Below are 25,175 nucleotides of genomic sequence, written 5' to 3' on the forward strand. Positions count from 1 at the left end.
AATACTAATCGGTCGAGGGCTTATCCTAAAATTAAAACGCAAATTTATTTCGCATCCGGTTTTCAGAGATCAAACTCTGAACATAATCCGTTTGGTGTCGATAGCGGAGGGGTTCCACGCGTACCCATCCCGAACACGACCGTTAAGCCCTCTAGCGCCGATGGTACTTGGACCGCAGGGTCCTGGGAGAGTAGGACGATGCCAAGCGGATACCACTTTTGTGGTTTTTTTTTGCCCATCAGATGGTTCACATAACGAAAGTTAGACATGGCCCGTTGGTCAAGGGGTTAAGACACCTCCCTTTCACGGAGGTAACAGGGGTTCGAATCCCCTACGGGTCACCATGAAAATTATCGCGGGGTGGAGCAGTTCGGTAGCTCGTCGGGCTCATAACCCGAAGGTCACAGGTTCAAATCCTGTCCCCGCAACCAAATTATTACTGAGTTTATACTGTGGAGCTGTGGTGTAGAGGCCTAACATGCCTGCCTGTCACGCAGGAGACCGCGGGTTCGAATCCCGTCAGCTCCGCCATTTTTATTCTTGATCAACTTCATATGCGGACGTGGCTCAGCGGTAGAGCATCGCCTTGCCAAGGCGAGGGTCGCGGGTTCGATTCCCGTCGTCCGCTCCATTACAACTTTATATGCGCCCTTAGCTCAGCTGGATAGAGCGTTTGACTACGAATCAAAAGGCCAGGAGTTCGAATCTCTTAGGGCGCGCCATTTCTTTTTTGTCGGGATGTAGCTCAGCTTGGTAGAGCACCTGGTTTGGGACCAGGGGGTCGCATGTTCAAATCGTGTCATCCCGACCATTTATTTATAAGATAAAGCTTTAATGACATGAAATGTCGTTAGAGCTTTTTTTGTTATCGCAGCTAACGAATTGTATGATGCTTATCAAAGGATAAAAAGGAATTTTTGCTGCTAACGAATCCTAGACACCCTATTAGACGATGAATGGGCCATTTTGCACGTCATTCCCTTTAATAAGGTTATAGAGATTCGTTACAACCAAATATCCCGATTTTTAAGACCATAAGGTTACTAGTGTTCGTTAGTTTTCGAAGCACCACTCCGCCTACGACCTGCCACCAGCCTAAATCATTACCTAACATCATCCAAGCTTGCAGCTCCGCTCTAACACAGAGAAGGCTGCAAGTTTTTTTCGTTATCCTCAACGTTATTTCTTATGAAAAACTTTACCTTTTCTTTCTTTTCTCTTAGTTTCCGTTCTTTATACTATCGATACGAACAAGAAAAAGAATGGGAGAGATGGAAATGAAGCGAGTGAAGATAGCGGTTTTATTTGGCGGCATGTCCACAGAACATCAGGTGTCATTACAATCTGCAGCGGCAGTGATTGAACATATACCGCACGACATATATGAAGTGATGTGTATCGGCATTACAGAGGAGGGCAAATGGCTTCATTATATCGGTGGTATCGATCGGATTCGGGATGGCAGCTGGCATCAACATACGACATGTCGTCCGGCTAGCATTCTCGTTGATCCGACCCGGCCAGGGATTCTGTTATTAGACGATAACGGGCAATATGAACATGTTCATGTCGATTGCGTGTTCCCTGTCTTACATGGCAAGAACGGCGAAGACGGTACAGTTCAAGGCTTACTACAATTATCAGGGATCCCCTATGTAGGGTGTGACACGACGTCATCTGCGGTCTCGATGGACAAGGCATTCACGCAAGATCTCGTCAAGAGTGCGGGAATCGTTACGACAGAGTATCTGTATGTCACGCAAGCAACATATGATGCGAAGCGTATCGATAAGCACATCCATGAGAACTTCGGTTACCCGGTATTCGTGAAGCCTTCGAGCTCCGGTTCTTCAGTTGGCATAACGAAGGTGCGTGATGCAGAAGCACTGGATCGGGCGGTTCAATATGCATTTACGTTTGATCGTAAAGTCATTATCGAGAAGGAAGTTCGAGGAATTGAAGTGGGCTGTGCGGTCTATGGCAATGAGGAATTGTCCACGGGTGTGATTGGGGAGATTGAGCCTAGTCGCGATTTCCTGGATTACGACGATAAGTATCTGCTTGGAGAGATCAAGCAGCATGTACCCGCTAGAGTTCAATCGGAAGTGCTCGAAGCGGTGAAACAGCGTGGTATGGAAGTATACCGCGTCTTAGGCTGCAGAGGACTAGCACGTGTAGATTTCTTTATCACGCCAGCAGGCGAAATTATATTTAATGAGATTAATACAATGCCGGGGTTCACTGCATCTAGTCGTTACCCTGCCATGATCGCAGCTGCAGGCCTATCCTATAGCGAATTGATTGATCGGTTGATCGAACTGGCAAGGGAGTCGTAGGAAATGGCCAAGCAACGAGACCATGCACTTGATATCACCAAGCTTATCATGGCCTTTTTGGTAATTTGTATCCATACGGACCCGCTGGAATCGTATTCCGATACAGGTAATTTTATTCTAACGAGGGTGATCGCGCGGGTGGCGGTTCCCTTTTTCTTTATGACTGCGGGTTATTATTTTTTCTTGAAATCAAGATCGATGTCGCAATTCGTGCAGTATATGAAGAAGCTCGGAGTCACCTATGTGCTCTGGAGTGCCATTTACCTTCCGGTGAATATGTATGTCTGGATGAACGAAGGCTTTACGAAGGAATGGCTTCTGCACTATATCAAGCAAGTGATCTTCGTTGGTACCTATTATCATTTATGGTTCCTACCTGCGCTTATGTGCGCCATTGCCATCGTCTATTTCTTGCAGCAGAGGATGCAGCTTCGATGGATCGCAGCGATTTCAATCCTTCTTTATACGATAGGCTTGTTGGCTGATTCCTATTATGGACTAGCCGTGCAAGCTCCAGTGCTGAATGACATCGTTAACGGGTATCTGGCTGTATTTGAGTATAGCCGAAATGGGTTCTTTTTCGGTCTCCCTTTCGTTGCGCTGGGCGCCTTAATTTCCAAGGAATTACCACAATGGAAGCTGTCAGATGCACTCTGTGAGTTCGGTCTTCTCTTCGCATTCGGGTGGATGGTCTTCGAAGCAGCGTTGCTGCAAATCTTAGGATGGCCGCATCATGACAGTATGTATCTCATGCTCGTCCCAGTGGTAAGTTTGGGATTTATTTTCCTGCTGAGGCTCGATATTCGAGAAAAATCATTCTATCGATATGCTTCTGAGATCAGCATGGTATTGTATTTGATCCACCCTGCGGTGATCCTCGCCGTCAGGGTCCTATCTCTTCAGCTTCCGATTTTAAAAGCGAGTAGTCTTTTATATTTTTTCGTCATCTTCATCTTATCATTCGCCTTATCACATCTATGGGTCAGGAGGAAACGTTATGCTGCAAAGACGAGCTTGGGCTGAAATTAATCTAGATCATATCGCTTATAATCTGGAACAAATCCGGTCCATCCTCCCGGCGAAGACACAGATCATGGCTGTTGTGAAGGGGGATGCCTATGGGCATGGGGCAAGGCGAACCGCTCAATTGCTGACGGAATTAGGTGTGACGAGGTTCGCGGTATCCAATCTGGATGAAGCGATCTCCCTAAGGCAGTACGGCATTAGAGGGGAGATATTGATTCTTGGTGCTACGCCCCAGGAAGGATTCGAACAGCTGGCAGCCTACCAGATTACGCAGACGGTATTTTCACCAGAGTATGCTGAACAGCTGAATCAATACGGGCTGGATCACCAAATTCGGTTTCCGATTCATATTAAAATAGATACAGGCATGTACCGGATTGGTTTTGCTTATGAAGACATGGATGTGGTGAAGGACCTATTTGCGTATCCAGGGTTACATGTTCAAGGGGTGTTCACCCATTTCTCTGTCGCGGATCAGTTGAATCCTGAAGAGGAGGCCTATACGCGGATGCAAGCGGATCGCTTCGATTCGTGCTTGTACCAGCTGCGAGAGTATCCCGTAGGGTTGACCCATATCCAGAACAGTGCTGGGATCGTAAATTATCCGGATTTCCACTATGACTTGGTTCGTCCGGGAATGCTGCTATTTGGTGTTCCTTCTGGAGAAATGAGCCAAGACCTCCAGTTAAAGCCGGCGATGCAGCTCAAGGCCACCATTGCAATGGTGAAGTACGTTCCTAAGGGAGCTGAAATCGGGTATGGACGGAATTATGTAGCACAACGGGATATGAAGATTGCGACGATACCAATTGGCTATGCGGATGGGTATCCGCGAAGTGTATCCGGGAAAGGCTCACAAGTCCTTATTCATGGACAATATGCTGAGCAAATTGGCAAGGTGTGCATGGACCAGCTTATGGTGGATGTCACGGACATAGATGATGTCCGTCTTGGCGACGCGGTCGTTCTCGTGGGAGAGGATCAGGGAAATACAGTAATGCTATCCTCTCTAGCGGAATTAGCTGGAACGATCACCAATGAACTGGTCTGCAGCATTTCGGCGCGCGTTCCTCGCGTGCATGTTCAGCAGGGGTGACCTTGTCACTAGCAGTAAGGAATCATGAACCCACCGATCACAAGGTGGGTTTTTGCATGTTTATCATGGATCCATCGTTTTGAACAATTCCTTAGAAATTCTTAATCTTTTCTTTCTGTTCTCTTAGAATCCGCTCTTTATACTAGCATTAATCTGTTAGATAGGAGTGCATGAAAATGATTAAAACTAGACTGATCACAGGAATATCCGTCGTTTCTGCCATTTGTACCGTAATGTTCCTTAAACATATCGTTGAACCTACTATAGAAGCACAAGCCGCATTGCTAATCAATGCGAAGACAGGTGAAGTTCTGTATGAGAAAAATGCGGACATGTCGCTCCCAGCAGCGAGCATGTCGAAGATGATGACGGAATATCTGGTACTTGAACAATTACATCAAGGGAAGATAAGTTGGAACGATGAGGTTCCGATCAGCTCTGATGCGGCGAGTACTGACGGGGTAAAAATTGATCTAAGGGTTGGAGATCGCGTGACCGTGCAGGATTTGTATGCTGCCATGTTAATTTCTTCAGCGAATAATGCGGCCGTTGCGTTAGCTGAGCATATTGCAGGGTCTGAGGTTAATTTTGCTGCACGAATGAATGAAAAAGGGCTTGAGCTGGGGCTAGAGAATTCTTATTTCATCAATGCAACGGGATTAACGGAAGGGGATCAAGCTTCCCAAATGACGGCCAAGGATCTTGGGAAGCTGGCCCAGGCATTGCTGCGCGATTACCCGGAGGTGCTCAAGACATCGAGCCTACCCGCGTACACATTAAAATTTAGCAGCGAGAAAGTTCAGAGCACCAATCACATGCTGTTGAAGCCGGAATTAACGGTCGAAGGAATGGATGGGTTGAAAACAGGCTATACGAATAAAGCAGGTTATTGCTTCACAGGGACAGCATCACGCGATGGGCGCCGGCTCATCTCGGTCGTCATGGGAACGAACGATTCGGATACGCGATTCGTAGAGACGCAGAAGTTAATGGCTTTGGGATTCGACTCCGTCTATATCCCAACTATTCGTTCCATACTAGTAAAAGTCAAAGCGATAAAGGAGCAATGGGTGTGAGTACAACCGTATTGATCGTCGATGACGACAAAGAAATTGCAGAGCTCATCGAAGTGTACCTTCGCAACGAAGGCTATACCATTCATAAAGCGCATGACGGCGTAGAGGCCATGAAGAAAATGGAGAGCGTGACGTTTCAGTTCTTAATCCTTGATATTATGATGCCCAAAATGGATGGGATGGAAGTGTGCAGACAGGTGCGCAAGAAGAGTAATATCCCGATCCTGATGCTCAGCGCGAAGGTGGAGGATATGGATAAAATTCTTGGTCTTATGACCGGTGCGGATGATTATATGATTAAGCCGTTCAATCCGCTCGAATTAACAGCGCGTGTGAAGGCGTTGCTGCGGCGAGCCAATTACCAACATTCCGCGCAGATTGAAGGCAGCGCGATTCAGATTCAGTCGCTCGAGATTAACAAGGAAAGTCATACGGTAAGCGTAGAAGGGAAGATTGTGAAGTTAACGTCGCTCGAGTTCGATATTCTGTATTTGCTCGCGAGCAATCCGGGCCGTGTGTTTAGTTCCGAAGAAATTTTTGAACGCGTGTGGGATGAATTAGGGGTAGGTTCGAACAAAACGGTGATGGTACATATCAGCAACCTTCGCGATAAGCTCGAAGCGGCTGCGCCTGGCGAGACATTCATTCAGACCGTATGGGGAGTAGGTTATAAAATTGAGAAGTAGTCCAATGGCCGTCCTACGGAATATGTCCATCTATAGAATACTGTTTTATGTAGTCAGTTCGTTGTTCTTTGCGGGTGCCCTATACTATTTCTTATACTATATCTATGATCATTTGGGTGTCTTTCAAGGTGTTGCGGATGTGTTCCTGCGCTTTGTTCCGAGGCGTTTTATTTTCATGCTTGTCCTCATTCTCCTCATCGGATTCTGTTTATTCCTATGTTACCGCCATGAGAAAAAAAGATATATTACGATGCGAATCCATCATATGATCGGGGAGATCCGTCATATCGCCGCAGGTCATTTTCATAAGCAGGTAGAAGTTGTGGATTCGTATGAGCTGGGTGATCTAGCCATGAGCATTAACAACATTGTCTTCCAAGCGCAGAAGTCTATGGAAGAAGAACGGATGGCTGAGAAAATCAAAAATGATCTCGTAACCAACGTCTCCCATGATTTGCGTACCCCTCTGACGTCGATTCTTGGTTATCTCAATTTAATTAACGGCGATAAATATCGGGATGAGGTGGAACTTCGATATTACACCCAAATTGTGCATGAGAAAGCAAAGCGTCTGCACGAACTAATCAATGATTTGTTCGAGTTTACGCGTATGCAGAATAAAGGGATGATCCTGAATAAAGAACCGATCAATTTGGCCGAAATGCTCGATCAACTGGTCGTTCAGTTCGATCCTCAGCTTAAGCAGGCAGGGATGGAATGCCGGCAGCAATATGAAGTGGTACATCCGATCGTCCCGGCCGATGGCCGGAAGCTTGTCCGTGTATTCGAGAATCTCATCTCCAATGCGCTGAATTACGGCAAAGAAGGCAAGTACGTAGACATCCTCCTGCGGGATACGGAACGATCAGTCATCGTCGAAATCACGAATTACGGCGAAGGGATTCCCGCGATTGATCTTCCTCATATTTTTGATCGATTCTATCGGGTGGAGAAGTCTAGGTCCGAGTATTCCGGGGGTTCAGGCCTTGGGCTTGCGATTGCCAAAAGTATTATGGATCTCCATGAAGGAGAGATCCACGTCAGTAGCGATTCCGAACGTACGACGTTTCAAGTCTGGCTTCCGAAATGATCCTAGCGTTGCGACGGGACGTAACCATACATGCGGCGATGGAGCCTCGTAAAATAGGTGGGATCCATTCCGACATAGGCCGCTGCTTGGCGAATCGTAATATCTGTGTGCTCATTTAATAAGGTTAATGCCGTCTGCATTCGAATATGCTGCAAATATTGCAAGGGCGTCTGACCCAGCTCATCGCGAAATAAGCGGGTGAGCTGTTTTTGTGAGTAGCCAACATGGGCTGCGAGCTGCGTCATCGTAATAGAACGGTTCAAGTGGTCATGTAGAAATCGCACGGCGCTCTCAACGGCAGATTCCCGATAGCGATTCAGTCTGCTGTGGAACATCGGCGTATCACCGACCTGGAACAATTGGTTCTGCCGTTTGATCTCCAGGAAGAGCGAGAATAATACCTCCGTCGTTAACCATGGATCTTCATGCGTGCCAGAACTTGCCCAGATACGCTCGATCAATGGGAAAATCGTGGCGATATCTGCTAGACGGGAATAGGTAGGTGACGCCCCGAACCCCCAGCTTGCCAGCATCCCTTCGCGTCGCTCTACGAAAGTCACATACCCCACATGCCAAGTTTCTCCCTTCAGGGATACATATTCATGCGGCAAGCCTTCCGGGATGTACAGACAAGAACCGGGATCAAGAATGTCCCATTTGTCCTGTCCGAGTCTACGGAAACGGCCAGAGCCTGAGAAGGTGAATAGAATTTGTTTGGCAGAGAATCCACTAAGCCGTGTAATCGGATTTTGAATGTCTGTGCCGACCGTGTAGACAGAAAAGGGGATATCGAATTCAATGTCCCGTCGCATATTGCTGCGTAAAGGCAGTGTTTGCATGGGATTCCTCCTTATAGGTTTATTGTTATGTCCATTTTGTACGATGTTTTGTCTGTTTTGGTTCCTATGAATTGATGGTACCTCACCTCTATAATAAGAGCAAATCGAATCGAAGGAGTACTCTTATGACATCGCTTACAAAATACTGGGAAAACCTTGAAGTATTGCAGATCAACCGACAGCCTGCCCGGGCTCATTATATCCCTTACCCCGATACAGCTGGCGCCAAGCAAGGAAAACGCGGACATTCCGCTTTCTATCAAACTTTGAATGGAAGCTGGAAATTTCAATATTATCGCAGCGTTCATGAAGTGAACGGTGCGTTCTATGCGACGGATGTTGATGTGAACGGGATGGATGATCTCATTGTCCCTTCTTGCTGGCAGACGAATGGCTACGATCAGATGCACTATACGAACGTAAATTATCCGATCCCATGTGATCCCCCCTTCGTACCGGATCAGAATCCGGCAGGGGTCTATGTACGGGATTTCCAATTGCCAACACAGTGGGAACAGAAGGAGACGTATGTTGTATTCGAGGGTGTCAACTCTTGCTTCTATCTGTGGGTGAACGGTACGTTCGTAGGTTACAGCCAAGGCAGCCGTATTCCAGCGGAGTTCGATCTAACGGAATACGTGAGACCGGGTCAGAACCGTATGACATTGCTCGTCTTGAAATGGTGTGACGGTACATACCTAGAGGATCAGGATGCATGGCGCTATTCAGGAATCTATCGGGATGTGTATCTATTGTCTCGAGAGAAGACACACATTCGCGATGTATTCGTGAATACGGATCTCACATCCGATTTCTCGCATGCCACACTTCGCATTGAAATGGAGACGACAGGAGACACCGCGGTCCGTGCGCATTTGCAGGATGCGAGCGGTGCACTTGTCGCTTCAGGCGAGTCGAATATGAACGGGCAAGGAACATTGGCACTGGAAGTAGCGCATCCGACGCTCTGGAACGCGGAACAGCCGTATCTCTATGAACTGTATCTCCAGGATGGAACGGAGACGATCCTCATTCGCGTTGGATTCCGTAACGTTGGAATTCGTGACGGCATCTTCATGGTCAATGGCAAGGCGATCAAGCTCAAAGGGGTGAATCGCCATGATTCGCATCCGAAGCTGGGACAGACCATTCCAATCAACCATATGATTCAAGATTTGAAGCTGATGAAGCAGCATAACGTGAATACGATTCGAACGTCGCATTATCCGAATGACCCACGATTCCTCGAGCTCTGTGATCAATATGGATTCTACGTCGTGGATGAAGCGGATCTTGAAGCCCATGGGGTGGGCGCCGTAGGCAAACCACATTGGTTGTCGGCTGACCCCGCATGGAGAGATGCATATGTGGATCGCGTTGTTCGCATGGTGGAGCGGGATAAGAACCATCCATCGATCATTATGTGGTCCCTCGGGAACGAATCCGGGTATGGCGTGAATCACGTCGCAATGGCAGAATGGGCGAAGGCAAGGGATGCATCGCGTCTCGTCCATTATGAAGGGGAGGCGCCATTCGGGGATCACCATACGAGTGTTGAATGCCTGGACGTGAAGAGCGTCATGTATCCTTCAATTCAGGATACGGAAGCGTATGCGCTCGATGAGACGAAGACAAAACCGTTCTTCCTCTGTGAATACTCGCACGCGATGGGCAACGGGCCGGGCGATTTGAAGGATTACTGGAACTTGATTTATCAATATCCGAAGCTGATGGGTGGCTGCGTCTGGGAATGGTGTGATCATGGAATTGCGGCAGTGACGCCGGATGGACAACCGTATTATGCTTATGGCGGTGATTTCGGAGATCGACCGAATGACGGCAACTTCTGCATCGATGGCTTGGTGACCCCAGATCGCAAGCCGCATACGGGGCTGCTAGAATTGAAGCAGGTTCTTGCGCCCGTATCGATTGGAGCCGTCGATGTAGCCAAAGGGATGCTGAAGATTACGAACCGGTATGATTTCATGGGCCTATCGCATCTTGCGCTGCATTGGAAAGTCGAACAAGAAGGCCGCGTCTTAGAGCAAGGCCAGATCTGGCAGTTGGAGGCTGCTCCGCAGACGACCGTTGACGTGCAGCTCCCTTACATGATGCCGGAGCATGCGGATCGCGGGACATATCTATCCGTGTCCGTCTGGCAGAACCAAGAGAATGCATGGGCGCCGATGGGCTATGAGGTGACCTTCGAATCCTTCGCGTTCAGCAATACGTCTGCTCCAGCTGAAATGCTGCCGGCGCATCAATCGGGTCCGATCACCGTCATCGAGGAAGAAGGACGCTTGTCCATCCGCGGCCTTCATTTCGAGCATGGCTTCGATCTTGAAGCTGGCGTAATACAGTCGATGAGCAAGCACGGCGTGAAGCTGCTATCGAAGCCTATGCAGTATAATCTCTGGAGAGCACCTATAGACAACGATCCGCGCCATGAATGGATCCGTGAAGGCTTCGATAAGGTGCAGATGAAGGTATACAGCAGCAAATGGGAACAACCAGAGCCAGCTCGGGTGACGGTACGCGTATCCTTCTCGCTAGGCGCTTATATTCGTATACCATTCCTCCATGGGGAAGCGCTGTGGACGGTAGAGGGTACAGGTGAAGTAACCGTGGCGGTGAAGGTGAAGGTTCGCGAAGAGCTTCCGTTCTTACCGCGCTTCGGACTAGAACTGACGATGCCAGCAGGCTCAGAAGAAGTCGAATACTTAGGTCATGGACCGCATGAGAGCTATATCGATAAGCGCCAGAGTGTTCGCAAAGGGAAATATCTGCTTACGGTGGATGACATGTATGAGGCCTATGTCATGCCACAAGAGCATGGATCACGTTACGGCACCGAATGGGCAGCGGTATCGAATGAACTGGGGATGGGGCTACATTTTGCCTCCGCAGAGCCGTTCTCCTTCAATGCCTCCCATTACACGCCAGCGGATCTGACAGCGGCGCGTCATACGTATGATCTTGTACGGCGCGAAGAGACGACGGTGCATCTGGATTATAAAGTAAGCGGTGTGGGATCAAGGTCTTGCGGGCCAGAACTGATGAAGCAATATCGACTTGATGAGAAGGAATTCACATGCGAGTTCGTCATTCGTCCGATTTTCAAGGAAGATGAGTAATCATAGAACAAGAATAAGGCACTCCTTCGGGCGTGCCTTTATTTTTCGATGCCACATGTTTTGTAGTATGATGAGCACAAGGCAGTTACATGGTTGTACATAGGCTGAGAAGAAAGAGGGTGGCTTCATGTGGTTTTATATGATCGCGATGGTCGTCATCTTGATCGATCAGGTCTCGAAAATTTGGATTCGGATGAACCTGGATATCGGAGATAGCTTGTTCTTCGGACGATGGGAGATCACGCATTATGAGAATAGCGGGATGGCATTTAGTTTATTCCAAGGTTACGCGTGGTTATTTGGGGTGATCGCCATCTTGTTCGTCATCGGCGTGTTCTATTATCGCAGCATGGGTGCCTGGAAAGGTCGATTGGCGGATATGATCGCTGGTTTCTTGGTCGGTGGTGCGGTTGGTAACGGGATTGATCGACTGGTGTTCGGGCAGGTCACGGATTTTATCATGTCTCGATCGGGGAGAGGCATTCTCAATCTAGCGGATTATGCAATCAATATCGGGATGATCCTGCTCGTCTTATATATGGCAGTGAGATTTGTGAAGAAGCGGGTATGTCACGCGCATTGAAGAATGATTCTCTTATCTTTATAGATTCCTTAGAAGTTCCTGTTACGATGTCTCTGCATGGTAAGAGAACGACGTAATAATGGATTTCGAAGGAGGAGAACATTCAACATGCAAGCAACGAAACGATTAACAGGTATCATGGCCTTGGGCCTGGCATTTTCACTATTACTATCGCCAGTGGGCGCCTCGGCGGCCGCGCAGAAGAATACGGGGTCGAAGGAGAATATCCAAGAGATTAAATCTTTGACGTCATCGGACTATAAAGATTTAGCGTTTCTGAAGCCGATCTTGAAGGATAAGACGGTCGTTAGCCTTGGCGAGAACTTCCACCGTGTCGCAGAATACAGCAGCATGAAGACAAGGTTGATCAAATATTTACACGAAGAGCTGGATTTTGACGTGATTGCATTTGAGTCGGGCCTTGGGGATTCCTTCATGACGTACGAGAATGCAGGAACATGGACATCGCAACAAATGATGGAGCGTTCCATTTTTCCCATCTGGCATTCCAAGGAAACGCTGAATTTATTCGATTACATCAAGAAGAAGCAGGGGACGAACGATCCCTTATATCTAGCAGGTTATGACATGCAGTTCACATCAGGGTACTTAACGCAATTTATTGCCGGTTGGATTGCCAAGGTAGACAAGGATCAGGGCGAGAATTATTTCAACTTCGAAATGCAAGCGATGACGGATTTCTATAAGGTGCTCAACCAATATGGCATGGACGATAGTCATCCGGAGGCGAAGGCAGAAATCAAGAAGGTGAAGGATGCGTACGAACCGAAATACAAGGCGTTGATCCAGTTCATCCAAGAGAACAAAGAACAACTTGCGGCGGACTACCCTGCGAACCCGCATATGGTGGATATCGCTGTCAAGACGTTGGAGGATCGGGTCAAATTCATCGAGATGGGGATGTACGATACGAAGGAAAGCTATGAATTCCGCGATCGGATCATGGCTGACAACGTGGAGTGGTTAATGAAGGTGATGTATCCCGGCAAAAAAGTAATTTTATGGGCGCATAACGATCATCTGGCGAAGAATACGTCCAAAATCGAAACGAAAGAACAAGGGAAATGGATCAGCAGCTTTACGAGTATGGGAGAATTGCTGCATAAGAAGCTGAAGGATAAGGTCTACGTGATGGGTCTGTACATGAACAGCGGTAAGGCAAGTACGATTACGACACAGAAGATCTTCGATATTCAGCCGATGCCGAAGGGGAGTCTGGAACAGCTGATGATGCAGAGCGGTTATAAGATTGCGTTTGCGGATCTATCCAAGCACAAGTCTCCGAACAAAAATAACGCTTGGATGTTCAAACCGATCTATGCAGCCGAGGATGGCATGACGTCCGAGATCATTATGCCGATGTCGATGCGCTTCATTCCGAAAGAGCAATATGACGGGATCATCGTCTTCGATAAAGTCAAAGAACCGACAACGAAGTTCTAACTCGGTTATACCTGAAAATTTAATTGTTCCCCCTGTCGTGAACACCGTGTGTTACGCTTCAGGGGGATTTTTGCCACGCAAGAAGGTACAATGAGGGGATATAGCTGCTAGATTGATAGACGAGAAAGGAAATCCAAGAGATGAGAGAAAAGATATTAATCGCCGATGATGAGCGAGAAATCGTCGAATTTATGCGCGATGCGCTGCAGGATGATGGGTATGAGGTATCGGTGGCTTATGATGGCAGGGAAGTGTTCGATCAACTGAGAGAGACGCCTGACTTGATCATTCTGGATATTATGATGCCGCATCTCGATGGGCTCGAAGTATGCCAAGCGATACGTGACCGGGTCTCGTGTCCGATTCTGTTCTTAAGCGCGCGCTCCAATGAAGCGGATCGGATCCAAGGACTCGCCGTCGGTGGCGATGACTATATCGTGAAGCCTTTTAGCATGCAAGAATTGAAGGCGAGAATAAGAGCGCATCTTCGCCGGGAGCAGCGGAGCCATCTTGATCATCAGCCGAAGCTACTGCACCAGGGCGATCTCACGATGGATCTGGACAGCCAGCAGGTATTCTACCAGAACCTCCCGATTCCGCTGACCAGCCGGGAGTTCGAATTGTTCCAGCTTCTATTCATGCATCCGAATCAAGTATTCTCGCGGGAACAAATCTATGAGAAGATCTGGGGATTCGATGCGGAGGGAGACGCAGCCACAATCACCGAACATATCAAAAATATCCGGGTGAAGTTGTCGTGCGCAGCACCGGAGAAGACCTTTGTTACGACGGTATGGGGGGTAGGATACAAATTCGAAAGGAAGTAAAGGCAAGTCGAAAACCGCTGCGCAGGCAGTTTATGGGCGCATTTACCCTCGTCCTTTTCTATAGCTTCATCGGCTCGATGCTGGTATGGGGCAGTACGCTTTATGTTCTGATTAATCAAACGGACAAGAGCATTCTACCAGCCAATTATTATGAGCAGCAAATTCCCAAGATTCTAGGTTATGTGGATCAGCAAAAAGACACCTTATTATCTCCTTCGATGCAGAATGCGCTGGAGCATGTTATTCCGACGAAAGGTATGCAGTACCAAATCGTGGATCTGAAGGGGCAAATCGTCTACGGCTGGAAGGGGCAGACCTTCGTCAATAGCCCGGAGAACGTGCTAAGCAAGCTGAACAAGAACGAGAAACAGGGCGGGAAATATATTAACTACCACCCGATTCTTGATTCGCAGAAAAAATTAAAGGGGATGCTGGTGCTGCGGTACAGTCTGAGTGTGTCCGCGAATAACCCTGGAAACGGGCTGCTCGTTACGCTTATTTTGAGCAGTTTGATCGCACCGTTCTTCTTCATCGTCTTGTTCTCTTTTATTTTCGCGAGAAAATTGGGCAAACGGCTCGAACCGTCGATCGCACGGATCATCGGGGGAGCTAGACGAATCCAGCAGAATGACCTGAATTTCTCCGTCGTAGGAGCGGGTGGGTCGAAGGAGCTGATCGAGCTCTCCGATGCCTTCGAAGAGATGCGGATCGCGCTGGAGCAATCCTTGAAGCGTGAGTGGAAGCTGGAGCAGGAGAGACGCGACATGATCTCTGCGATTGCCCATGATTTGCGGACACCGCTGACGATCATTCAAGGTCATGTAGATAATTTAATCGAGAGCGGTGCACGCCGTCCCGAACGGCTGGAGAAGTACTTGTTAACCATTCAGAACAGTACGCAGCGTGCGGACAAAATGCTGACGGAATTGCTGTTCCTGAATAAAATCGACACGCCTGATTTTGTCCTCCAGTATACGAGAGCGGATTTACTCGCCTTCTGTGAGCGGAAAAAAGATGAATATGCATTGTTATGCCGTGAGAAGGGGATTGCATTTGATTTCTCTTATGTGAATAGTCGATGCGACCAAGAACAGCAGTTTCTTCTGGATACATCACGGTTGGAACAAGTAATCGATAACGTGATAACCAATAGCTTACGATTTACGCCAGCGGAGGGAAGGATCGAGTGGACGGTCATCGTAGAAGAGACACAGATTACCTTTGACATGAAGGATACGGGGAATGGGTTCAGCGCTCTCGATTTACGGCGGATGTTCGATAAATTCTATTCAGGCGATCCATCTAGATCTCTGGACAAAGGCCATTCCGGGCTTGGATTGTATACAGCACAGCTGCTTATTGCGAAGCACGGAGGGCGTATCGAAGCAGGAAATCGTGTCGAAGGCGGTGCAAGGGTGATCATTACGGTGCCATGTGAAAAAGCCTGAAGAAACTCATCATACGAGTCTTCAGGCTTTTTGCTGCAATAATTCGATAAATTTATGGAACGCGCTTGTCTTGAAATGATCCCGTCGATAGATGAACTGTACGGTCACATTACGGTAATGATCGGGAAGGGGATGGACCTGCACCGAGCCTTCTATTTCCTTACGACGAATGACAGATCGAGGGACGATGGTTGTGCCGAGGCCTGCAGCTACGCCGCCGAGAATCGCCTCCAAGGTTCCGAATTCCATGATCTCGGGTACAGGAAGCCCTTCCTCCCGCAGCCAACTCTCCATCGTACCGCGATGATAACAACCCACGCTGAAGAATAACATGGGCTCCATCAGCACATCGCTAAGTTTGTTAGCGCCTGGCTCGGAGATGAGGACAAGCTCCTCGGGGAAAACCGGGATTTGTTCCAGCTCGGCATGGGGCAAGGGTCCGTTCACGAAGGCTCCATCCAGCTCATAGCGAAGGACCTTCTCGATCAGATCATTCGTATTCGAGCTAAGCAGCGATAGCTTTACATCCGGGTATTGCCTGCGGTAGTTCAGCATCAGAGAAGGCAAATGGACGGCGGCTGCCGTCGTAATGGAACCCAGCTTCAGCGAGCCTCTCGGAATATCGTTGTCTAACATTTGTTTATGTGCCAAATCGAGCAGCGATAGAATTTTGTCAGCGTGGCCCAGCAAGGTCTGGCCAGCTGTTGTTAAGATCATCCCGCGTTTGCTCCGATGGAATAAGGACGTATTTAATTCCTGTTCCAGCTGTTGAATGCGGGCGGTAACGTTCGACTGCACATAGCCGAGCGAACTGGCGGCTTTCGTAATCGTTCCTTCGCGTGCTACAGCTTGAAATATTCGCAAATCTCCGCTCTCCATCTGTTTAATCTCTCCTCATCCATCAGAAAAAGTGATTTTTAACATCTTTTATTTTCATTTTACATGATGGTTATTCGCTTGTAAAATCAAGAAAAATGATGGAACAGAAATGAGGAGCGTTGATGAATAAAGGAATGATTGCATGTTGTATTCTACTGACAACGGTGGTCGGCGGGTTGAATTATACGATGGCGAAGCTGGGTCTGCATATCGCTTCTCCCTTCCTTCTGCTCGCGATCCGGTTCTTGGGTTCGGGTCTGCTCCTGCTGCCCTTTGTCATTCGTCGAAAACATCCGGCGAGCGCGAAGCAATGGTTGCATGTCGCTGGGGTCAGTCTCTTTCAGACGATCTTGGTCATGACGTTCATTTATCTAAGTCTGCATACGATTTCCGCGAGCACATCGGCGATCTTATCGTCGACGAATCCGATCTGGACGATTTTGTTCGCGTTTCTCTTCTTTCGATCGCGTTATCGCGCGGTGCAGTGGGTGGGTGTCGTCATCGGATTTATGGGCGTCATCGTTACACAGAACTTCAACATGCAAATGAATGAAGGGACGATTTATGCGCTGCTCGCCGGGATGTTCTGGGGCTTCGGCACATTAGTAGCATCTCGATGGAGCAAAGCGATGGATACCTGGGTATTAACGGCCTATCAAATGCTGTTCGCAGGGATTGTACTCTTATTGGCTAGTCTGACCCTTGAACAGCCTTATCTGCACCTTGTGAGCAACGGTAACTCATGGGGGTTAACCCTGACCGTGCTGATCTGGATGATCTGCTTCAGCTCGATCTTTCAGTTCTTGCCCTGGTTCTACGTGCTCAAGCATTACAGCCCTTCGAAGGCAAGCACGTTTATGTTCCTTGTCCCACTGTTCGGTATACTGTCGGGAGCACTCATTCTAGGCGAGACTATTCATTGGTATGTCATTGCGGGAGGGCTCTGCACAGGGATCGGCATTACCTTGGTAAATCGCCCAGCCAAGCCGGTTCGGGATGCGTTGAAGTTAGGGAGTTCAGGCCAAGCCAAGGGGAAAATAAATGGGGTATATTGTTCCGTGCGTGAATGATGCTTATGTCCGAATCTTTGGGAAATTCTTTACACGTGAATCGAAACCATGTATATTTAATAAATCTAAAGACTTAAATTGCACATAGGGATGTTCGGAGGAGCCTGTCACCAACAGGCTCTTTTTGTGTGCATAAAATGGTAAATTATGTAAACCATAATGATGGATAGGGGGAAAAGAAAGACATGGAGCAACAAGCAATTTGGGCTATCGGTATTTTCCTAGTGATTTATGCACTTATTATTTCCGAGAAAATTCATCGTACGATCTTGGCGATGATTGGGGCCATCCTCATGATCACGCTCGGGATTGTGGACCAGGATACGGCGATCCATCATATTGATTTCAACACATTGGGGTTATTGGTGGGTATGATGATTATCGTCGGTATTACGTCGAAGACAGGGCTGTTCAAGTATATTGCACTCAAGGCGGCCAAAGTCTCCAAAGGGAAACCGAAACGAATTATGATCGCGCTCGCCGTGATTACGGCGGTGAGTTCCGCTTTCCTTGATAACGTCACAACCGTATTGCTCATGGTTCCTGTGACGCTTAGCATTACAAGACAACTCCGGATCAATCCGCTTCCATTCCTCATCACGCAGATTATTGCGTCGAACGTAGGGGGGACGGCTACGCTCATCGGGGATCCACCGAATATCATGATCGGGAGTGCGGTGAAGGAGTTAACGTTCGTCTCGTTTATCAGCAACTTAGCACCGATTGCCATCATCATTTTAGTTGCTTATCTGCCCATCTTTCTATGGATGTTCGGGAAGAAGATTCAATCAACGCCTGAACTTCAGCAGCGCATTATGGAGATGGATGAACGAACCATGATTACGGACCGGAAGCTGCTCTATAAATGTCTGACGGTTCTTGGGTTGACGATTATTGGGTTCTTCCTGCATCAGCTGGTTCATCTGGAATCCGCGACGGTTGCCTTGGCCGGGGCGTTCTTGCTCCTCTTGATCACGGGTGAGCATATGCTCGAAGAAGCCTTGCAGCATGTGGAATGGACGACACTGTTCTTCTTCATCGGATTGTTCGTGCTTGTATCTGGCCTTGTCGAGACAGGGGTGATTGCGAAGTTAGCGGAGCAAGCGATTGAACTGACCGGAGGAGACCCGTTGATGACATCAATGCTCATCTTATGGTTAAGCGCCATCGCATCGGCCTTCCTCGATAATATCCCATTCGTCGCCACGATGATTCCGATGATTCAAGATATGGGGACAATGGGGATTACGAATCTGGAGCCGTTATGGTGGAGTCTAGCGCTCGGAGCTTGCCTCGGCGGGAATGGTACATTGGTCGGTGCTAGCGCCAATCTAATCGTGGCAGGGCTTGCAGGCAAAGAAGGTTATCCGATTTCATTCATGAAATATATGAAGATCGGCTTCCCGCTGATGATTTTATCGATTGTGCTATCGAGTATTTACTTATACGTCAGATATTTAATGTAGCGAAAGGACGGATTCGATATGTTAACCTATACGTACGATTCGAGCATCATTGAGATTCGTGAGAGTGCAAATGAACAGGATATGGAATTCCGCATTCGGGCCTTAGGCGGCGATGCGATTGATGCGGCGATCAGACGGGTTCAACAACGATTCGAGCAGAATGAGATATTGAGTGATGTGTATTCTTATGTGTACAAAAATCACGAGTACCAATTCATTGTGCGGCAGGACTTCTACGAGGAGTTTATACTGGCTCTGATGAGATATCGATTATTGCAGCGTGTACAATGGGACGAATAAGCAGACGACCGCTCCTTGGATCAAGGGAGCGGTCGTTTTCTGTATGCAGCTTAATCGATTCGTCGCAGGAAGACGCGAACTAAGCCTTGCAGGAGGATCAGATGCAGCAACAGCCCAATGACGAAGATGATCGTGGATCGAACGGGTTCGCCTGCGAGGTCTGTGAGCAGCGCTTTGGCTGGCCAGAATGTCGGTAGCCACGCGGCAGCGTACTGCCACGGGAGTGGAACGAACGAGACCACGACAGGTCCGGCGAATAACAGCCCGCACAGCTTGGAGAGTGCCAGCCCTTCCACTTTATTCGCAGCAAAGGCGGCGAGGAATAACGTAAGGCATGGCGCCTCAAGGGTAAGCAGAATCAGAGCGAATACACTGCCTAGTCCCTTGTCTGCGAGCCCGGAGAATAGATAGAAGGATGCCGTCAACGCAAATGCTAATAGGCTGGGCAGGAATAAGCGATAGATGAAGTAGCCTTGGCGGGCAAGCGGCGTTACGGCATAGTAACTGATCATGTTCTCATCGCGTTCATCGAGCATGAGCAGCCCTGTCATCGTACCGGGCAAGAGCGGAATCGTGACGACCAGGAATGACGCAATGAACTCGGTATAGTCTGCTAAGCGAAAGCCATAGTGCAGCTCAATCCACTCTGATAACGGGAGATAGCCAAATCGAGCGAATAAGATGACGGCAAGGGGGCCGAATAGACTGGCCATCAGCATCGGGTCCTTGAACGTCTGCCGGGTATCCTGAACGAGCAGCGGATAATAGTTCCTCATCGTCTATCCCTCCTTTCGCCTATTCTTAGCAAAATCCGGCGTTCGAAGGATCGCTGCGCCCAGAGGAAGGCGATCCCATTCCATACGATCAGAATGGCTAGGGCATAGACGATCTCCCGCCATGATAGCGGCCTGAGCGCCGATTGAAGCAGAAGAAGCGATCCGTGCGTCGGGAAGATCAAGTACAAGATCTCTCGGCCGATGCCGAAGAAATAGAGCAGCGGCAATGCAAATGGCAGGACATAGACTTGCGAGAGCAGGATAAACCCATTAATGGATCGAGCACGCGAGACGACGCCGATGGATAAGAAGGTGAAGAAGCTGGATGAGAGCAGAATACTTAGCGTGAATAGGATTGGTGACGCGGGTACACCGATCGAGAAGCCATGAATCGCCCATGCGGCGCTGGCCGATAAGATCGAGATGGACAGGGCTTTGGCAATCAAATATTCCTGCAGCCGCAGTGGGGTGGCGAAGAGATGGTGGTGTATGCCTTGATCCTTTTCCAGTAAAATGATGCCCCCAGCTAGAATCAAGCCGATTGCGCTTGGATCCGAGAAGGTGAGCAGAACCACGATGGATGCTTGGTTATCTGCAGGAACGAAATGCAGCAGCAGTAGGTAAAGAAGACAGACGAGAATGTATACCCCATAGAACCCGTGCCGCCATTGGAACCGAATATCATGTGCAAGTGCGTTGCCCCATCTCATACCAATGTTCTCCCAGTCACATCAATGAAGATCTGATCAAGTGTTGCTTCCAGGGAATGCAGCGTCTCAATGGGATGCTGTCGAATCAACTGTAGGAATCGTTCATTATTCCCTAGATTATGGGTCGGGAATTCCTCGATATGTTTCTCTTCTGAAGACGTGTATTCGAGCCGAACCCGCTGCTGCCCATGATGAAGCTTCAAAGCTCGCGGCGAATCAATGAGCGGAATTTGTCCATCCACGATAAAGGCGACCCGATCGCACAGTTCTTCGGCCGCATGCATGTTATGCGTCGTGATCAGCACCGTAGTCCCAGCAGCCTTCTGCTCTAGGATCAGGTCTTTCATGATCTTGGCATTGAGCGGATCGAGCCCCGAAGTCGGTTCATCAAGGAATAGGATATCGGGATGATGGAGAATGGAACGGCAGAAGTTCAGCCGCATTTTCATGCCTTTCGAGAATTGGGACACCTTCATATGGGCAGCCTGATCGAGTCCAACTTTACCCAGTAAATCCATCGGATCGTCTTTGGATGCTCGGTACAACGATTGGAACAGCTTCAGATTCTCAAGTGCTGTAAATTTACTGTAGAAATTCGGGAATTCGAAAGCGACGCCGATCCGCTCATAATAATCGGAACCTAGATGACGTATTTCCTGCCCTTGGATTCGCACGCTCCCTGTGTAGTTGCGCAGCGCGCCGATTAATATTTTCTGGGTTGTGCTCTTGCCTGCCCCGGAAGGCCCGAGGAATCCGAAAACTTCACCACGGGCAATCGAAAAATCGATCCCTTGCAGCGTCTTTTTACTGGTCCCCGGATAGCTGTATTCCAATTGTTCGACGTCAATCATCTTGTGATCCGTCCTTTCTTGCACATCTCGCAACCATGCCCTCCGCCAATACGTCCACGAGAAGCTCAATGGTGGGGGTATAGCTGTGCTCGCCGATTTCCTTCTTATGCAGGGATAAGAGAACAATCGCCCGGAACATGCTGACGATGAGTTCAGGCTCGACATCTGTTAGAATGCCGCTATCCTGCCATTTCTGAACGACGGGCATCATCGCATCTTGATCATCGCGATAGTTCTGCTCGAGCAGTTCATGCGGCAGCTTGCGGAGGAGGTATTCGAATTCTCCTTCAAGATACATTTGGCGAATAAGCGGGTTCTCACTCATCAGGCGAAATCCATCTAACATAAATTCGCGAATACTCTCTTTGGTTACCGCAGGATTCGAAGCGATCGATTGAAGCAGCTGTTCTCGAATCGAGGCTTCTTCCATCAGTAGAATTTCATAGCAGAGCTCTTCTTTGGATTTATAGAATAGATAAAAAGATCCCTGAGCAATCCCGGATGCCTTCGTTAAATCTTCAACACTTGTTTTTTTGAGACCTAAGGTTTGGAAGCTAGTTTGCCCTGCCTTGAGCAGCTTCTGTTGGATGAGTTCTTTCTCTTGATCATTGAATTTTTTAGGCATAGATGGAATTTCACCTCAAATCATGATTCTGTGAATAATTTTATTTTATATTCACAATAAGATTATAGGACGATTGGATGAAATTGTCAAGCGCACCAAAAAGACCAAAGAACTTCACGATCACGTGGGGTTCTTCGGTCTCTCTTTTGTTATTTCGTTCCGATTTGTACCTGGCGTCCTTCTGGTTGATGCGCAGGCTGTTTGCGTACAATCGTGCCTTCCTCCAAATGCAGCCATGTATCGAAATCACGCTCTCCAGCAGTCAATTGAATCACGCGCGCACCGGTTAGGAACGGCTGGTTTATATCGGCGTAGCGTGAAGTACGACCATAGCAAAGCCTTATGCCGTGTAGCGTCCCCCAGAAATCATTACCATGGTCATGACCAACGAATGTGCCCATGATATCACCCATCTCGATCATCGCGGCGAAGAAGCCCGTATTGATCCATGGCGCACAGATGTCTTTTTCCAGCTTCTGGCCGTAACATACCGAGAAGTCCCACACATCGTTGTACTCCGGAAGCGGGATGTGGAAGAAGCCGAGTGAAGGCAGCGGTTCGCCGCCATTCTGCGCCGTTAAGCGATACGATTCATTCGTGTACCAGTCGATCTGACTGCGGCGAATCCAATCGTAGAAGCCAAGGCGCGAATACTCGAGTGGCGAATAACTGCCGGAATCGAGAAAATACAGCGCTGCAGCAGGCTGCTGGGTATCATCGTGAATCGTCAGGACATAATTGCCTACGCCGTGCACATTCGGCGGATCTGGCTTGGCGTAACAATATTTATGTGTCAATTGCAGCGCATGGAGCTGCTCGCGCGTCACATTCGCGGCTTCGGAATCATGGTTGCCGAACACGGCTGCCCACGGAATCTCCATCTCCTCAGGAATGGCTGCAGCATTGCGAAAAGCTTGAGCGACATCCGCACATCCACCGCTTGCAATGACATCGCCGGTATAGACGACCAGATCAGGCTCCTCATCTTCCAATACCCGTCGCATCATGGCTTCCATCTTAAGCTCATCGTCTCCGCCATTGCAGAACTCGGTATCTGTGAATTGTACAATTTTGAAAGTCCCGTCCTCGCGGAACTTGAGTTGTTTGCGCATTACACTCGCTCCTCCACATTGGAATCCTGCTGAATATAGGAGGACAGTGTCTCGAGGAGCATCCGATAGGCCTCATCGAACACGAACAAATCGGTATTCACTTCCGTAAAGCTGGTCATGCAGGTGTTCAAGATTTCATCGGCCGCCTCGCGGTTATATGCCGCAAGCTGCTGGAGCAGCTCATAATCTTCAACACCCGATCGCATCGCTTCCAGTCGCATACTGAGCAGTGGTCCGTCTGCACCCGGATAGACAATATGGGTATCCCCTGCAGGGACGCGGCGCGAATGGACGCTCGGCGCGAGGAATGGACAAGTCAATTCATACGGGTCTTGGTCACCCAAATATTGATTGAAGCCCCAATGGAGATAGCCTGTTAGGCCATACTTGTAATTCCCCCAGTGCAGATAGCGAGTCTTCAAGAGATGCAGGTCCATGAAGCGGTTCAAATATTTGCCGCCTGGATTCCAGCAGGTGTAGAACCAGACGGTATCGCCTAGCTTCTGAACGCGTTCGAAATGTTCGCGGTGCTTATCAAAGCCCTCATTCGTCGGCACCCAAATATCCATGGAGCCTTCGATCGCCGGATAGATCATCGCTTCAATCAGCGGGACCCCTGGCATGAACTTGCGTACGATGCCAGACAATATCCGGAAATCCGCAGCGGATTCTTCGATCGGCTCATCCGCGATATGCTGAATGGTCAGACCCAACCAGCCATGCTCGCTTAGGAATTGATGCCATGCCGTCAAGAACTGCGCGAGGAAGGTGAATCCTTCGGTTCCCGTCGCGTCGATCTTGTTGTCATAGGACAAGACGAAATTCGGCGCATTCCAATCTGTCCGTCCGGCGACATGTCCGCCCTCGATGCCTGTAAATCCAAGCTCGAGGAACAGGTGGATCAACCGCTCAGCACGCGAGAAATCGAAGGTATACTGTCCATGTGCCGCTTGAATTTGAATGAATTCGATGCCTACGAGGAAGTGGGTTTGCTTGGCTCTGCGCATCGCTTCTCCGTATTTGCGAACCATCGCCCAGAAGGGTTCTGACCATAATTCGAGCTGATGCTTCTTCGCGATATTATGGATCGACATCCAATTCGTCGTCGAGAGTGTAGCCTGCTCTGGAACGCTCGCATGAACAACCTGAAGCGTCACGGGAATCGTGAGTACTTCATCGCCAATCCACAATTCGAAAACCCCAGAATAGTCCGCTGCTGTTAGCGATAGAGGAATGTCCCAACTGACATACAGCGCTTCCGTAGTTGACCGTGACGAGAACGCAGGACCAACAGGCTGCAGCGCATCATAGACGCGGAAAGGGGCGAGGCGAGTTGCGTAATCCGCAAGGGTGCCCACCGGTACCGTTGAGACATCCGGTCCTGTATTCTCGTTCACGAGGACATCGATCATTTGGTAGAGTTCCACATCGAGTCCAGCCTGAGACGACGGTCTATAGCTCCAACGAATCTCTGTCTCCGCAGGTACATGATTGATGAGAATCTGGCAGCTGGCACGGCTCCCGCGTGCAGCTATCAGAGAAATGCTGCGGGCTCCATCGCTGGATACTGCACTATCCGAGAATAGCCATTCGTTCGTACTAACGACTTGATAGATTAACATGGCAATTGGCCTCCTTTTATTGTTTTGATGAATATAGATTCGTGGCGCTTCGCTTCTTCTGTCAGTGTTTTTGAATTTCCTTAATATGGATTAAATCTATTTCGCCTATAGCATAATGAGTCGAGTAACCGCTGTCAATACAACAATCGATGGCCGTTA

The 25,175-nt window shown here is 48.8% G+C and carries 22 protein-coding genes, 6 tRNA genes and 1 rRNA gene; 21 read left to right on the forward strand and 8 right to left on the reverse strand.

The genetic code is table 11. From position 1 onward, the window contains the following. The first annotated feature begins 90 nt into the window (after positions 1–90). From rrf to ACFQZR_RS25715, 13 genes are all read left to right on the forward strand, one after another. Positions 91–207 (forward strand): 5S ribosomal RNA (gene rrf, locus ACFQZR_RS25655). 62 nt (positions 208–269) lie between these two features. Beyond that, positions 270–344 (forward strand) — tRNA-Glu (locus ACFQZR_RS25660). Between the two features lie 10 nt (positions 345–354). Beyond that, positions 355–431 (forward strand) — tRNA-Met (locus ACFQZR_RS25665). A gap of 23 nt (positions 432–454) precedes the next feature. Further along, positions 455–531, forward strand: a tRNA-Asp gene (locus tag ACFQZR_RS25670). Between the two features lie 25 nt (positions 532–556). Continuing rightward, a tRNA-Gly gene (locus tag ACFQZR_RS25675) sits at positions 557–631 on the forward strand. 14 nt (positions 632–645) lie between these two features. Further along, positions 646–722: transfer RNA gene (locus tag ACFQZR_RS25680), tRNA-Arg, on the forward strand. Positions 723–734: 12 nt separating this feature from the next. Next, a tRNA-Pro gene (locus tag ACFQZR_RS25685) sits at positions 735–811 on the forward strand. Between the two features lie 466 nt (positions 812–1,277). Then, a complete protein-coding gene (locus ACFQZR_RS25690) occupies positions 1,278–2,336 on the forward strand; it encodes a D-alanine--D-alanine ligase family protein (protein WP_379351206.1) in 1,059 nt (352 codons plus the stop codon). Between the two features lie 3 nt (positions 2,337–2,339). Beyond that, the gene (locus ACFQZR_RS25695) at positions 2,340–3,359 is read left to right on the forward strand and encodes an acyltransferase family protein (RefSeq protein ID WP_379351207.1); all 1,020 of its coding nucleotides are present in this window, start codon (positions 2,340–2,342) and stop codon (positions 3,357–3,359) included. After that, complete coding sequence (gene alr / locus ACFQZR_RS25700) at positions 3,334–4,458, forward strand: alanine racemase (RefSeq protein WP_379351208.1); 1,125 nt, start codon at positions 3,334–3,336, stop codon at positions 4,456–4,458. Before ACFQZR_RS25695 ends, alr begins: the two co-directional genes overlap by 26 nt. Before the next feature lie 176 nt (positions 4,459–4,634). Continuing rightward, a complete protein-coding gene (locus ACFQZR_RS25705; RefSeq protein ID WP_379351209.1) occupies positions 4,635–5,534 on the forward strand; it encodes a D-alanyl-D-alanine carboxypeptidase family protein in 900 nt (299 codons plus the stop codon). After that, on the forward strand, positions 5,525–6,220 hold the full coding sequence (locus ACFQZR_RS25710) for a response regulator transcription factor (RefSeq protein ID WP_379351210.1): 696 nt from the start codon (positions 5,525–5,527) through the stop codon (positions 6,218–6,220). Before ACFQZR_RS25705 ends, ACFQZR_RS25710 begins: the two co-directional genes overlap by 10 nt. Beyond that, the gene (locus ACFQZR_RS25715) at positions 6,210–7,310 is read left to right on the forward strand and encodes a sensor histidine kinase (protein WP_379351211.1); all 1,101 of its coding nucleotides are present in this window, start codon (positions 6,210–6,212) and stop codon (positions 7,308–7,310) included. The genes ACFQZR_RS25710 and ACFQZR_RS25715 overlap by 11 nt, the downstream gene beginning before the upstream one ends. 2 nt (positions 7,311–7,312) lie before the next feature. Here the strand turns inward: ACFQZR_RS25715 and ACFQZR_RS25720 are convergent, their stop codons facing one another. Further along, a complete protein-coding gene (locus tag ACFQZR_RS25720) occupies positions 7,313–8,149 on the reverse strand; it encodes a helix-turn-helix domain-containing protein (protein WP_379351212.1) in 837 nt (278 codons plus the stop codon). Positions 8,150–8,274: 125 nt separating this feature from the next. Between ACFQZR_RS25720 and ACFQZR_RS25725 the strand changes: the two genes are divergently transcribed. The 5 genes from ACFQZR_RS25725 (at position 8,275) to ACFQZR_RS25745 (ending at position 15,605) form a co-directional block, all read left to right on the forward strand. After that, positions 8,275–11,283: a glycoside hydrolase family 2 TIM barrel-domain containing protein gene (locus ACFQZR_RS25725; protein WP_379351213.1), complete on the forward strand. Its 3,009-nt coding sequence runs from the start codon at positions 8,275–8,277 to the stop codon at positions 11,281–11,283. A 127-nt stretch (positions 11,284–11,410) separates the two neighbouring features. Further along, entirely contained in the window at positions 11,411–11,866 is a 456-nt protein-coding gene (gene lspA, locus ACFQZR_RS25730; protein WP_018757340.1) for a signal peptidase II, read from the forward strand. A 108-nt stretch (positions 11,867–11,974) separates the two neighbouring features. Then, on the forward strand, positions 11,975–13,330 hold the full coding sequence (locus ACFQZR_RS25735) for an erythromycin esterase family protein (RefSeq protein WP_379351214.1): 1,356 nt from the start codon (positions 11,975–11,977) through the stop codon (positions 13,328–13,330). 140 nt (positions 13,331–13,470) lie between these two features. Continuing rightward, positions 13,471–14,157 carry a response regulator transcription factor gene (locus ACFQZR_RS25740; RefSeq protein ID WP_379351215.1) on the forward strand — a complete coding sequence of 229 codons (687 nt, stop codon included), beginning with the start codon at positions 13,471–13,473 and terminating at the stop codon, positions 14,155–14,157. A 32-nt stretch (positions 14,158–14,189) separates the two neighbouring features. After that, positions 14,190–15,605, forward strand: coding sequence for a sensor histidine kinase (locus ACFQZR_RS25745; RefSeq protein ID WP_379351216.1), 1,416 nt, complete (start codon positions 14,190–14,192; stop codon positions 15,603–15,605). A gap of 21 nt (positions 15,606–15,626) precedes the next feature. On the opposite strand, the gene ACFQZR_RS25750 is transcribed toward ACFQZR_RS25745, so the two are convergent. Beyond that, positions 15,627–16,484: a LysR family transcriptional regulator gene (locus tag ACFQZR_RS25750; protein ID WP_379351217.1), complete on the reverse strand. Its 858-nt coding sequence runs from the start codon at positions 16,482–16,484 to the stop codon at positions 15,627–15,629. A 122-nt stretch (positions 16,485–16,606) separates the two neighbouring features. On the opposite strand from ACFQZR_RS25750, the gene ACFQZR_RS25755 reads away from it, so the two are divergent. The 3 genes from ACFQZR_RS25755 (at position 16,607) to ACFQZR_RS25765 (ending at position 19,320) form a co-directional block, all read left to right on the forward strand. Continuing rightward, positions 16,607–17,554 carry a DMT family transporter gene (locus ACFQZR_RS25755; RefSeq protein WP_379351218.1) on the forward strand — a complete coding sequence of 316 codons (948 nt, stop codon included), beginning with the start codon at positions 16,607–16,609 and terminating at the stop codon, positions 17,552–17,554. 185 nt (positions 17,555–17,739) lie between these two features. Continuing rightward, positions 17,740–19,020, forward strand: coding sequence for an ArsB/NhaD family transporter (locus ACFQZR_RS25760; protein ID WP_379351219.1), 1,281 nt, complete (start codon positions 17,740–17,742; stop codon positions 19,018–19,020). An 18-nt stretch (positions 19,021–19,038) separates the two neighbouring features. Then, a complete protein-coding gene (locus ACFQZR_RS25765) occupies positions 19,039–19,320 on the forward strand; it encodes a hypothetical protein (RefSeq protein ID WP_018757347.1) in 282 nt (93 codons plus the stop codon). Between the two features lie 50 nt (positions 19,321–19,370). Here the strand turns inward: ACFQZR_RS25765 and ACFQZR_RS25770 are convergent, their stop codons facing one another. The 6 genes from ACFQZR_RS25770 to ACFQZR_RS25795 all read right to left on the reverse strand — a co-directional run bounded on the left by ACFQZR_RS25770 (position 19,371) and on the right by ACFQZR_RS25795 (position 25,016). Continuing rightward, positions 19,371–20,096: a hypothetical protein gene (locus ACFQZR_RS25770; protein WP_379351220.1), complete on the reverse strand. Its 726-nt coding sequence runs from the start codon at positions 20,094–20,096 to the stop codon at positions 19,371–19,373. Continuing rightward, positions 20,093–20,806 (reverse strand): ABC transporter permease, encoded by a 714-nt coding sequence (locus ACFQZR_RS25775; protein ID WP_379351221.1) that lies wholly within the window; start codon positions 20,804–20,806, stop codon positions 20,093–20,095. Before ACFQZR_RS25775 ends, ACFQZR_RS25770 begins: the two co-directional genes overlap by 4 nt. Next, complete coding sequence (locus ACFQZR_RS25780; protein ID WP_018757350.1) at positions 20,803–21,657, reverse strand: ABC transporter ATP-binding protein; 855 nt, start codon at positions 21,655–21,657, stop codon at positions 20,803–20,805. Before ACFQZR_RS25780 ends, ACFQZR_RS25775 begins: the two co-directional genes overlap by 4 nt. Continuing rightward, positions 21,650–22,282 (reverse strand): TetR/AcrR family transcriptional regulator, encoded by a 633-nt coding sequence (locus ACFQZR_RS25785; protein ID WP_379351222.1) that lies wholly within the window; start codon positions 22,280–22,282, stop codon positions 21,650–21,652. The genes ACFQZR_RS25780 and ACFQZR_RS25785 overlap by 8 nt, the downstream gene beginning before the upstream one ends. 149 nt (positions 22,283–22,431) lie before the next feature. Then, a complete protein-coding gene (locus tag ACFQZR_RS25790; RefSeq protein WP_379351223.1) occupies positions 22,432–23,394 on the reverse strand; it encodes a metallophosphoesterase family protein in 963 nt (320 codons plus the stop codon). Next, positions 23,394–25,016: a DUF4091 domain-containing protein gene (locus ACFQZR_RS25795; protein ID WP_379351224.1), complete on the reverse strand. Its 1,623-nt coding sequence runs from the start codon at positions 25,014–25,016 to the stop codon at positions 23,394–23,396. Before ACFQZR_RS25795 ends, ACFQZR_RS25790 begins: the two co-directional genes overlap by 1 nt. Positions 25,017–25,175: the final 159 nt, after the last annotated feature.

Source organism: Paenibacillus sp. GCM10027629, from assembly GCF_042676425.1.
Taxonomy (GTDB): domain Bacteria; phylum Bacillota; class Bacilli; order Paenibacillales; family Paenibacillaceae; genus Paenibacillus_K; species Paenibacillus_K terrigena.

What these genes read in the sequence shown, in the direction of transcription:
- ACFQZR_RS25690 (WP_379351206.1), top strand. Translation starts at nt 1,278, where the DNA reads ATGAAGCGAGTGAAGATAGCGGTTTTATTTGGCGGCATGTCCACAGAA.
- ACFQZR_RS25695 (WP_379351207.1), top strand. Translation starts at nt 2,340, where the DNA reads ATGGCCAAGCAACGAGACCATGCACTTGATATCACCAAGCTTATCATG.
- alr (WP_379351208.1), top strand. Translation starts at nt 3,334, where the DNA reads ATGCTGCAAAGACGAGCTTGGGCTGAAATTAATCTAGATCATATCGCT.
- ACFQZR_RS25705 (WP_379351209.1), top strand. Translation starts at nt 4,635, where the DNA reads ATGATTAAAACTAGACTGATCACAGGAATATCCGTCGTTTCTGCCATT.
- ACFQZR_RS25710 (WP_379351210.1), top strand. Translation starts at nt 5,525, where the DNA reads ATGGGTGTGAGTACAACCGTATTGATCGTCGATGACGACAAAGAAATT.
- ACFQZR_RS25720 (WP_379351212.1), bottom strand. Translation starts at nt 8,149, where the DNA reads ATGCAAACACTGCCTTTACGCAGCAATATGCGACGGGACATTGAATTC.
- ACFQZR_RS25725 (WP_379351213.1), top strand. Translation starts at nt 8,275, where the DNA reads ATGACATCGCTTACAAAATACTGGGAAAACCTTGAAGTATTGCAGATC.
- lspA (WP_018757340.1), top strand. Translation starts at nt 11,411, where the DNA reads ATGTGGTTTTATATGATCGCGATGGTCGTCATCTTGATCGATCAGGTC.
- ACFQZR_RS25735 (WP_379351214.1), top strand. Translation starts at nt 11,975, where the DNA reads ATGCAAGCAACGAAACGATTAACAGGTATCATGGCCTTGGGCCTGGCA.
- ACFQZR_RS25740 (WP_379351215.1), top strand. Translation starts at nt 13,471, where the DNA reads ATGAGAGAAAAGATATTAATCGCCGATGATGAGCGAGAAATCGTCGAA.
- ACFQZR_RS25745 (WP_379351216.1), top strand. Translation starts at nt 14,190, where the DNA reads ATGGGCGCATTTACCCTCGTCCTTTTCTATAGCTTCATCGGCTCGATG.
- ACFQZR_RS25750 (WP_379351217.1), bottom strand. Translation starts at nt 16,484, where the DNA reads ATGGAGAGCGGAGATTTGCGAATATTTCAAGCTGTAGCACGCGAAGGA.
- ACFQZR_RS25755 (WP_379351218.1), top strand. Translation starts at nt 16,607, where the DNA reads ATGAATAAAGGAATGATTGCATGTTGTATTCTACTGACAACGGTGGTC.
- ACFQZR_RS25760 (WP_379351219.1), top strand. Translation starts at nt 17,740, where the DNA reads ATGGAGCAACAAGCAATTTGGGCTATCGGTATTTTCCTAGTGATTTAT.
- ACFQZR_RS25765 (WP_018757347.1), top strand. Translation starts at nt 19,039, where the DNA reads ATGTTAACCTATACGTACGATTCGAGCATCATTGAGATTCGTGAGAGT.
- ACFQZR_RS25770 (WP_379351220.1), bottom strand. Translation starts at nt 20,096, where the DNA reads ATGAGGAACTATTATCCGCTGCTCGTTCAGGATACCCGGCAGACGTTC.
- ACFQZR_RS25775 (WP_379351221.1), bottom strand. Translation starts at nt 20,806, where the DNA reads ATGAGATGGGGCAACGCACTTGCACATGATATTCGGTTCCAATGGCGG.
- ACFQZR_RS25780 (WP_018757350.1), bottom strand. Translation starts at nt 21,657, where the DNA reads ATGATTGACGTCGAACAATTGGAATACAGCTATCCGGGGACCAGTAAA.
- ACFQZR_RS25785 (WP_379351222.1), bottom strand. Translation starts at nt 22,282, where the DNA reads ATGCCTAAAAAATTCAATGATCAAGAGAAAGAACTCATCCAACAGAAG.
- ACFQZR_RS25790 (WP_379351223.1), bottom strand. Translation starts at nt 23,394, where the DNA reads ATGCGCAAACAACTCAAGTTCCGCGAGGACGGGACTTTCAAAATTGTA.
- ACFQZR_RS25795 (WP_379351224.1), bottom strand. Translation starts at nt 25,016, where the DNA reads ATGTTAATCTATCAAGTCGTTAGTACGAACGAATGGCTATTCTCGGAT.